We start from the raw sequence: 7742 nt of genomic DNA, 5'->3' as shown, positions 1-7742 counted from the left end.
GGGGGACTCACGTCACGACCCCAGCAAGGACTTTGTCAGTTAAAGCTCACGCATTGCGTGCCCCAGATGGTGATCGTGCCGGGGGCGCCTTTGTTGAATCCCCACGTCCAGGTGTGCAGGCCGGAGTTGTAGGAGTGCGACCCTGCACCCCACGTCCCCACGAGGTGGCCAGAATCCCAGAGATCATTCGACGTGAAAGCCCACAGCCATGCCTGACCTGTGTTCGTCCAATTGACCTGGACGTATTTTGCGCCGCAGCCCGTTGTGACCGGGCCGACCTGTTGAGCCTGTGCTGGAACCGCTGTGGCGAAGAGAGACAGGCCGGCGAGGACCAGTCCGGCGGCGACTGTTGCAAGGGTGCGGCGACGGGGTCGCGGCGTTGTTTGTGTATTCATGGGCTGATCGTTCCGGCCTCATACCACTCGGAGCATGCGGCGCAAGTGCAATTTCTTGCGTCTTGCCCCGCGTGCGTGCAGCTTTTCTGTGCTCGATGCAATAATCCGGCGACTGAGTTACCAGTCTGTAACGTTTTCGTGCCCCGTTTTGCATTCCCAGTCAACCGTACTTATGGTCATTCTTATCCAGCGCGGCGCGGGTGCTCTCGCGCGCCCATGCCGTCGCACACTTCGCACAGGAGGAACATTGCAGATCCAAGGTAGAAAGGTCAGGCACGCGGCCAGCGCCATCGCCATCGTCGGCGTCGCAGCAGTTGCGCTCACAGCCTGCACCACGTCCGGCAGCTCGTCTCAGACGACCGCTGCGCAGGGCGGAACAGTAACGGTGGCCGTGGTCAACCCGTTCACGTCGTTCAACTCACAGACGCCCCAGGGCAACGTTGACACCAACGGCCAGGTCGGCTACCTGGACGGCTCGTATGGGACTGGCTTCCAGTACATCGACAACAACTTCAAGATCGTCCACGACGACAAGTTCGGTAAGTTCGAGAAGGTCAAGGACAACCCCCTGACCGTCAAGTACACGCTGAACAAGGACGACAAGTGGTCCGACGGACAGCCGGTCACCGCTGACGACATGGTCCTCGGCTGGGCGATCCAGTCCGGGTACTACGACTCGGCAACGATCGACCAGGCCAGCGGCAAGGTCACCAAGGGTACGCAGTACTTCCAGTACGCGGGCAGCACCGTCGGTCTCGACCAGACCGCGTTCCCGACGATCGGTGACAACAACACCTCGATCACCCTCACGTACGCCAAGCCGTACGTGGACTGGGAGCTCGTCGACCCGATGGCACAGCCGGCCCACGTCGTCGCCAAGAAGGCCGGACTCAGCAACGCCGCCGCTCTGACGTCGCTGCTCAAGGGACTGCCGCACGGTGACAAGGCCAACCCGGCCGCTCCGGACCCGACGCTGAAGAAGGCTGCTGACTTCGTCAACACCGGCTACGACGTCACCGCGTTCCCGACCGACAAGGACCTGCTGGTCTCCAGCGGCCCGTTCGTCGTCTCGTCGTGGACTCCCGGACAGTCGCTCACCATGACGCAGAACAAGTACTACGCGGGCGGCCTCAAGCCGAACGTGGACAAGATCGTGTTCCGCTTCATCGGCGACGCAAGCGCCCAGGTCACCGCTCTCCAGAACGGTGAGGTCGACGTCATCAACCCGCAGGCGTCCGCCGACACGCTGACCGCCCTGAAGAACACCACTGCAACGGTGCTCGCAGGCGACCAGGCGTCGTACGACCACCTCGACCTGACCTTCAGCAAGTCCGGTGTGTTCTCCGACCCGAACGTCCGCAAGGCGTTCCTGCTCACGATCCCGCGCCAGCAGATCCTGGACTCGATCGTCACTCCGGTGAACCCTAAGGCCAAGGTCCTGAACTCGCAGATCTTCCTCCCCAACCAGGCGGAGTACGCGGATTCGGTCAAGCAGAACGGTTCTGACGCCTACAACAAGGTCGACATCGCGGGCGCCAAGGCGCTCCTGGCCGGCAAGACGCCGACCGTGAAGATCATGTACAACACCAACAACCCGAACCGTGTCGACGAGTTCCAGGCCATCCAGGCATCCGCCTCGAAGGCCGGATTCAAGATCGTCGACAATGGCAACCCGGACTGGTCCAAGAAGCTCGGCGACGGCACGTACGACGCCGTGCTCTTCGGCTGGATCTCGCCTGGTGCAGGTACGCAGCAGCTGACCCAGGTCTTCGGTCCTGTCGGCTCCGGTGGTAACTACAACAACTACCCCGGCACGGGCGAACTCGCCAACTCGACCCAGACCATGACGGATAAGAACGAACTGGTCCAGACCGAGAACAAGATCGACAAGCAGACCTTCAGCGACGCTTACGGTCTGCCGCTGTTCCAGCTGCCCGGCATCTTCGGTGTCGACAGCCGCGTGCAGGGTGTCAAGTACAACGGTGGCCAGAGCGGTCCGTTCTGGAACTTCTGGGAGTGGTCGGTGAAGGCTTCCAAGAAGTAGCCTTCGCCTGATTCGGTCCCCGGGCCTCGGCTCGGGGACCGAACTCCACTCGGGGCGCTGGAGCGAAAAGCTTCAGCGCCCCGTACCATGAATACGTTCGCGTGACCCGCGAATACAATGTCAGGTGCCCGTCCCCGACCCCGGGATGGTCAGGTCCATCAGCGGATCGTGGTGCCGTTCCAGATAGGTAGTCATTCAATGGTGAGCTTTATTCTGAGACGCATTCTCGTCTCGATTCTCATCCTCATCGCCGCATCGTTCCTGATGTACATGCTTGTGGCGTATTCGGTGGATCCGCTCGCGGATCTCCGCTCCAGCAACAATCCGAACAAGGAAGCGCTGATCACAGCGCGTGTCCAGTTGCTCCACCTCGACGTCGCACCACCCCTGCGCTGGGCATTGTGGCTCGGCGGCGCGGCGAAGTGCCTCATCCCGTTCGCCAACGCCTGCGACCTCGGTGCGACAATCTCGAACGCTCAGGTGACCGACATCCTGCCCCAGGCGCTCGGATCCACCGTGCAACTCGTGACCCTGGCGCTCGTGCTCGCGGTCGTCTTCGGTATCTCGATCGGTATCATCACCGCTCTCCGCCAGTACAGCGGTCTCGATAACACGATGACGTTCATCAGCTTCTTCCTGTACTCGCTTCCGGCGTTCCTCGTCGCGGTGCTCCTCAAGGAGTTCATCGCCCTCGGCTTCAACAACTTCCTCGCAGACCCCGTGATCAGCTGGTACTGGCTCGTGATCATCGGCGTGCTGATGGGCGCGATCTTCCAGTCGCTGGTGGGAGGCGATCGTCGACGGCGACTGATCGTGTTCGCAGCGGTCGGCGGTGCGACTTTCCTCCTGCTCTGGTTCATGTCGGCGACGGGGTGGTTCCTCACCCCGGGCCTCGGCCCGGTGGCGATGATCATCCTCATCGCGGGCATCGCCCTCGGCGCGACCGCGCTGATGGCGGGTCTCCAGAACCGCAAGGCACTGATCACCGCGGGCATCAACGGCGCGATCGGCATCATCGCCTACTTCGCGATCCAGCCCCTCTTGAACATCTCCAGCGCGGCCACCATCGCGATCCTGGCGATCGTCACGCTCGCCGTGGGCCTGGTCAGCGGCTGGCTGGTCGGCGGCTACGACCGTGGCCAGAATATGCGTGTCGGCGCCGTGACGGCCGTGCTCTCCGGAGCGCTGATCCTGATCGACCGGTTCATGCAGGCGTGGCCGCAGTACCTGCAGGACACGAACGGCCGTCCGATCGCGACGGTCGGGTCCTCGACCCCGAACCTCAACGGCGACATCTGGGTCTCGGGTCTCGACACGTTCACGCACCTCCTGCTGCCGACGATCGCACTGCTGCTGATCTCGTTCGCGAGCTACACGCGCTACTCGCGGGCCGGGATGCTCGAAGTGCTCAACCAGGACTACATCCGCACCGCACGCGCCAAGGGCCTGCCCGAGCGTACGGTGATCGTCCGTCACGCCTTCCGCAACGTGCTCATTCCGATCACGACCCTGGTGGCCTTCGATGTCGGAGCCCTGCTCGGTGGCGCGATCATCACAGAGAGGGTCTTCGCCATCCCCGGCATGGGCTTCCTCTTCAGCGCAGGACTCAGCGCTGGTGATCTCAACCCCGTGATGGGCTACTTCGTCGTGATCGCGATCATGGCCATCCTGTTCAACTTCCTGGCCGACCTGGCCTATGCAAGCCTCGACCCGAGGGTGAGGGTCCGATAATGACAATCAACAATGAACCGATCGTCACCGACGAGCCAACCATCGACTCCAAGGCGCCGGAAAGCCAGGGGCGGATCATCTTCCGCCGCTTCATGGGCAACAAGATGGCGGTGACGTCGATCATCCTCGTCGTCTTCATCATCCTGTTCTCGATCACGGCCATCGGCGTCGGTCCGATCCACGGCTGGTGGAAGTACACCTACACCGAGCTGAACAACCAGGTGCACCAGGGCGCACCGTCGCTCGAACACCCGTTCGGCCAGGACCGCATCGGCAAGGACTACTTCGCCCTGGTCATGCGCGGCATCCAGAACTCGTTCATCGTCATGATCGTGCTGGGCGGCATCGCGAGCGTCGTCGGCGTGGTCGTCGGTGCGATCGCGGGCTACTACCGCGGGATCACCGACGCCATCCTGATGCGTATCACCGACGTCTTCATCGTCATCCCGGCTCTGGTGATCGGCTCCGTCGTCGGCCACTGGGCCGGTGGCCTGGGAGCGCCGTTGCTCGCCATCATGCTCGGATTCTTCTCGTGGATGGGTATCGCCCGACTCGTGCGCGGCGAGTTCCTCTCGCTTCGCGAACGCGAGTTCGTCGAAGCGGCCCGCGTCGCAGGCGCGTCCGACCGTCGCATCATCTTCAAGCACATCCTGCCGAATGCCGCGGGCGTCGTCATCGTGTCGTCGACGCTCATCATGGCATCCGCGATCCTGCTGGAGACCGCCCTGAGCTTCCTCGGCTACGGCATCAAGGCGCCCGATGTGTCCCTGGGCCTCCTGATCAGCCAGAACGAGTCTGCTTTCCAGACCCGCCCGTGGCTGTTCTGGTGGCCGGGACTCTTCATCGTCTCGCTTGCCCTGCTGGTGAACTTCATCGGTGACGGCCTCCGCGACGCCTTCGACCCGCGCCACCGCCGGTTCAAGCTCCGCCAGATGCAGGAAGAGTTTCCCGAGTCCGGAGACGAGCGGGCATGACGTTCCGCGGGAACGCGGCGAGCGGACTGCTAGCCGACGAGGATCGCGACGACCGAGCCCGCCGCGAGGACGATGAGCGCGACCGCCGTCGCCCAGTGGGTCGTGACGGTCACCTTCGTGGTGTCGGCGACGCCGGTCTCGAAAGCGCCGCGCTCGCGCAGTCGATCCCAGCGGCTGCGCACCAGGTAGGCGGCTTCGCCCGATTCAGTGCCGAGCAGGTCGCCGGGACGCGCGGCGTCCCCGTCGAGCGGGGCACGGCTTCCGGAATTGCCGCTCCTCGACTTGGTGGCCCGGTAGCTGGATGCGCGACCGGGAGCGGGCGCGGCCCACGCGGCGTATCTGTGGCCCGGCGTGTACAGGGTCAGGGAATACTTGGTGTCGACGTGGATCAGCGCGGCCCACGGTACGAAGACCGTTCGCAGCACATTACGCAGGCGCACTCCGCTGTCGTCCACCTCGACTCGCGGGCTCCACAGCGCCTCCCAGGCGAACAGCGCAACGAACGCAGCTGGGAACAGGTACAGGAGCCGCAGTCCCGGCGCGACGAACAGCAGGCTGCCCGTCATGAAGAGGGCGAGCGCCCAGATGATGACGGCGAGGATGCGGTTGAAGCGCGACGTATAGACGTCGCGTCCGGAAGGAGCTTCGGTGGACATGCGTCCATGCTGACAGCATCCGCATCGGCCGTCCAACGCAACACGATCTCGAAGGCGGCCACAGCCGCCCTGGAAGGAAACAGGATTTCATGACCGACACGACGACCGGGCAGATCCCCGTTCTCGAGGTCACCGACCTCAGCGTCGACTTCGGTGTCGACGGCACGTGGGTTCCCGCAGCCAAGAAGCTGAACTACGCGATCAGACCGGGCGAAGTGCTCGCCCTCGTCGGCGAGTCCGGTTCGGGCAAGAGTGCGAGTTCGATGGCGATCCTCGACCTCCTGCCGGAGAACAGCCGGATCCGCGGAAGCATCAAGCTCGACGGGCGCGAACTCACCGGCCTGAAGCCGCAGCAGATGCGCAAGGTCCGTGGCGCCCAGATCGCCGTGATCTTCCAGGAGCCGATGACGGCGCTCAACCCCGTCTACACGATCGGCTCCCAGATCGTGGAGACGCTGCGCATCCATTACGGCATGTCGCCGCACGAGGCCCGCGAGCGTGCGCTCGAACTGCTCGACATGGTCGAGCTCCCCGATCCGCTGAAGGCGTACAACTCGTATCCGCACCAGCTCTCCGGCGGCCAGCGGCAGCGCGCGATGATCGCGCAGTCGATCTCGTGCGACCCCAAGCTCCTCATCGCGGACGAGCCGACCACGGCGCTGGACGTGACCGTGCAGGCCGAGATCCTCGACCTGCTCCGGAGCCTGCGCGACCGGCTCGACAGCGCCATCCTGCTGATCACCCATGACATGGGGGTCGTCGCCGACCTCGCGGACAACATCGCGGTCATGCGCAAGGGCGACATCGTCGAGACCGGAACGGTCGAAGAGGTCTTCGCCAACCCGACGCACCCGTACACCATCGCCCTCCTCGAGGCCGTTCCGCACCTGGGGCAGCGCGGCGACGAGGAGATCGACACGACGGCGGCGCTCGCCACGAGCTCCGAGACTGCGCAGCAGAGTGCGGAATTCGCAGAGCGCATCGCCATCAACGAGCGCCTCGCGGAGGAGGCCGCGGAACTCGACGAGCGCGACACCCGCAAGATCGTCGTCAAGTTCGAGAACGTGGCGATCGAGTACCCGAAGCGTGGACGCGTTCCGGCGTTCCGCGCCGCCGACCAGATCAACCTCCAGATCCGCGAGGGCGAAGTGCTGGGGCTCGTGGGCGAGTCCGGCTCGGGCAAGACCACGCTGGGCCGGGCCGCGATCGGACTCCTGCCGATCACGGAGGGCAAGCTCGTCGTCGCCGGCCAGGACATCTCGAACGCAGGACGCGACGAGATCCGCCAGTTGCACAAGAACGTCGGCATCGTCTTCCAGGACCCGGCGTCCTCGCTCAACCCGCGACTGCCCATCGGCGACAGCATCGGGGAGCCTCTCCTGCTGGCCAAGGGCATGAAGGGCGCGACCCTCAACAAGGAGGTCGAGCGACTTCTCGACAGCGTCGAGCTTCCGCGCACGTACCGCACCCGCTATCCCCACGAGCTGTCCGGTGGCCAGAAGCAGCGCGTCGGTATCGCCCGCGCGCTGTCGCTGAAGCCGCAGGTGCTCATCGCCGACGAGCCGACGAGCGCGCTCGACGTGTCGGTCCAGGCGCGCGTGCTCGACCTCATGCAGATGCTGCAGAAGGAGATGAACTTCGCCTGCCTGTTCGTCACGCACGACCTCGCGGTCATCGACGTCCTCGCCGAGCGCATCGCCGTCATGCACCACGGCAACCTGGTGGAGACGGGCACCCGCGACGAGATCCTGCGCTACCCGAAGGAGGCGTACACCCAGCGACTGCTCGCGGCCGTGCCCCTTCCCGATCCGAAGCTGCAGCGCGAGCGTCGCGACCTCCGTCGCGAGATCCTCGCGGCCGGATCCGACGAGGGGCCGCACATCGCGGCACCCCTGGAGGACCCGGAGCCGAACGTCCCGCCGTCGGCCCAGTTCTGACAGCA

6 protein-coding genes are annotated in these 7742 nt (G+C 64.6%); 4 read left to right on the top strand and 2 right to left on the bottom strand.

Annotated features, from left to right (window positions below):
• Positions 1-35 precede the first annotated feature (35 nt).
• Positions 36-395 carry a hypothetical protein gene (locus G3T36_RS13480; RefSeq protein WP_163290242.1) on the bottom strand — a complete coding sequence of 120 codons (360 nt, stop codon included), beginning with the start codon at positions 393-395 and terminating at the stop codon, positions 36-38.
• A gap of 247 nt (positions 396-642) precedes the next feature.
• Between G3T36_RS13480 and G3T36_RS13475 the strand changes: the two genes are divergently transcribed.
• From G3T36_RS13475 to G3T36_RS13465, 3 genes are all read left to right on the top strand, one after another.
• Positions 643-2439: an ABC transporter family substrate-binding protein gene (locus G3T36_RS13475; protein ID WP_163290241.1), complete on the top strand. Its 1797-nt coding sequence runs from the start codon at positions 643-645 to the stop codon at positions 2437-2439.
• A gap of 198 nt (positions 2440-2637) precedes the next feature.
• Positions 2638-4170 (top strand): ABC transporter permease, encoded by a 1533-nt coding sequence (locus G3T36_RS13470; RefSeq protein ID WP_163290240.1) that lies wholly within the window; start codon positions 2638-2640, stop codon positions 4168-4170.
• Positions 4170-5144 carry an ABC transporter permease gene (locus G3T36_RS13465; RefSeq protein ID WP_163290239.1) on the top strand — a complete coding sequence of 325 codons (975 nt, stop codon included), beginning with the start codon at positions 4170-4172 and terminating at the stop codon, positions 5142-5144. Before G3T36_RS13470 ends, G3T36_RS13465 begins: the two co-directional genes overlap by 1 nt.
• A 29-nt stretch (positions 5145-5173) precedes the next feature.
• On the opposite strand, the gene G3T36_RS13460 is transcribed toward G3T36_RS13465, so the two are convergent.
• Positions 5174-5800, bottom strand: coding sequence for a PH domain-containing protein (locus G3T36_RS13460; RefSeq protein ID WP_163290238.1), 627 nt, complete (start codon positions 5798-5800; stop codon positions 5174-5176).
• Positions 5801-5889: 89 nt separating this feature from the next.
• On the opposite strand from G3T36_RS13460, the gene G3T36_RS13455 reads away from it, so the two are divergent.
• Positions 5890-7737: an ABC transporter ATP-binding protein gene (locus G3T36_RS13455; RefSeq protein WP_163290237.1), complete on the top strand. Its 1848-nt coding sequence runs from the start codon at positions 5890-5892 to the stop codon at positions 7735-7737.
• Positions 7738-7742 lie beyond the last annotated feature (5 nt).

It is taken from the genome of Leifsonia tongyongensis, assembly GCF_010686705.1.
Classification (GTDB): Bacteria; Actinomycetota; Actinomycetes; order Actinomycetales; family Microbacteriaceae; genus Diaminobutyricibacter; species Diaminobutyricibacter tongyongensis.
Note: the sequence above shows the minus strand (reverse complement) of the source record. Positions and strands in the feature narration are given on the sequence as shown.